Below are 2,161 nucleotides of genomic sequence, written 5' to 3' on the forward strand. Positions count from 1 at the left end.
ATCCCCAGGAACGTAGAAATCGGCACCCATCCGACGGTAATCCCCGCCAGCCCGAAGGGTGTGCGCGCCGACGAGCTTCGACCACGTCGCGTTGGCCGAATGGGAATAAAGCCGAACGTCTTGGCCAGCGCCACCGCCACCCCCGTAGTAGTCACCGAGGAAGATTCCCGGAAAGACGTTGTCCGAGATCTGGCCCAGGTAGTTCTCGGTGAATCCGAGGGACGCCACGTCGAACTCCGTCCGTGTGACGTCGTCGTCGAACTGGAAGTAGCCGTAGCGGAACGTCAGGACCGAATCGTCGCCGGCGAGGTAAGTATTGTTGAGCGCGATCGTATGGACGCGTCGGTGGACGCCGTCACTCGGGTCGTACGGCCCCACCAGGAAGCGTGGGAAGGGCTCGTCCGAATCGTAGTACATGTAGGTGCCGCTCATCGAGAAGCGGTCGTTGACCTCGTGCGTCAGATTGAACGAAATCTGCTCGGCGGCGTCCAAGACGTTGGCGCTCGCGCTCGAGTTTCCCGGAGGCCCCGCGGTGAGAAACGAGGCGATCGCGAGCCCGACGGGATTGAGGCGGTCCGCTGGGATGATGTTACCCGGGAAGGGATTGCGGATGAAGCCCCCGGGATTGTTCGGATCGGGGCGCGTCGTGAGCGGGTCGTAAATGGTTCGGCCGAACTGGGAAAAGTCTCCTCGCGCCATGTCCGCCGTCGGCAGCGTGATGATGCGGTTACGCGTCACGCTGGTCCGGTATCCCTCGGTGCTCGCCCAGAAGAATGTCCTGTCGGGGACGATGGCGCCCCCGAACGACCCGCCCCAGAGCCAGTAATAGCTGTCTGCTTTGGGCGTGCCGGCCTCTTTTTCGAAATAGAGCTGTCCCTGTCCCCAGTTGGGGCGGTTCTGGATGAGGGCGCTGCCGTTCCACTGGTTCGATCCACGCCGATGAAACGTGTTGAAGACACCGCCGCCGGTGCGGCCCATCTCGGCGTCGTAGGTGTTGACCTGTACCTTGACTTCCTGGATCGCTTCCATGCTCGGGATGATGACGGCCCGGTTCGTGAGGTCGGTGATGGGGACCCCGTCGAGCGTGTAGTTGTTGCCGCGCTTGGGGCCTCCCCCAATCGAGAGCGCCGACGTCGAGTTCTGGTCCTGCATGCGCTGGAACTGGGGATTGCCGGTCGGGACGACGTTCGGGGTCGTTACGGCAAGAAAGAACGGGTTGCGCGCGGGCGTCGGCAAAACCACCATCTCCGCGGCCTCGATGGAAGAGCCGACGGAGGCGCTCGCGGTGTCGATGAGCGGCGTCTCACCCGTCACCACGACGGTCTCTTCCACCGTACCGAGCTCCATGAGGACGTCGATGACGTGGAAGTCCTGGACGCGGAACTCGATACCGGTTTGCTCGTAGGGTTTGAACCCGTCCACGTATACCGAGAGGGTGTACACACCGGGTGGGACGTTCGCGAGAACGTACTGCCCGATATCGTTGGTGCTCGTTTGACGGGATTGGTTCGTTTCCGGGTGCAAAAGAGTAACCGCCGCCCCAGGAATGATCCCCGTCGCATCGCGCACGGCGCCGCGAACGCCGCCCTGGTAGGTCTGTGGCGCCCCATCGGCGCTCATGAGAACAGCCAACAGAGTGAGAACCCGTCGCATGGCGAAGCGCCTCTCCTTCGGCGGCTCGAGCCGTGTCCCGGTGCGAAGCCTAGGTTCCTGCTTTCGGATTGTCAATTCTCCGCCTCCTCGCTCGTCCATTAGGGCGCAATCCGGTTGAGGAATAGCTCATGAGCCGGGATAATCCGGCGATGGCGGAGCCGCCCGGCGATGTGACAGGACTCCTCGAGCGATGGAGCGGAGGGGATCGGAGCGCGCTCGATGAGCTGATGCCCATCGTGCACCGGGAGCTGCGGCGCCTCGCGCAGAGTTACTTCCGCGACGAGCGTTCGGACCACACGCTTCAGGCGACCGCTCTCGTCAACGAGGCGTTTCTCCGGCTCGTTCAGGGCGGCGCCATCGAGAACCGGGCTCATTTTTTCGCCGTCGCCGCTCGCGCCATGCGTCAGATCCTGATCGACCACGCCCGGCAGAAACGGGCGGCGAAGCGCGGTGGTGGGGACGTTGCAGTCCCGTTCGACGAGGCCAAGGGGTCACCCGGTCCCGACCC

2 protein-coding genes are annotated in these 2,161 nt (G+C 63.7%); one reads left to right on the top strand and one right to left on the bottom strand.

Features of this window, described 5'->3' with window-relative positions:
* A partial coding sequence (locus tag VEK15_01215) for a carboxypeptidase-like regulatory domain-containing protein (protein HXV59283.1) occupies positions 1–1,653 on the bottom strand: 1,653 nt, incomplete at its 3' end.
* Between the two features lie 128 nt (positions 1,654–1,781).
* Between VEK15_01215 and VEK15_01220 the strand changes: the two genes are divergently transcribed.
* Positions 1,782–2,161, top strand: a 380-nt coding sequence (locus VEK15_01220; GenBank protein HXV59284.1) for an ECF-type sigma factor, incomplete at its 3' end; no start/stop codon positions are given.

It is taken from the genome of Vicinamibacteria bacterium (assembly GCA_035620555.1).
Taxonomy (GTDB): Bacteria; Acidobacteriota; Vicinamibacteria; order Marinacidobacterales; family SMYC01; genus DASPGQ01.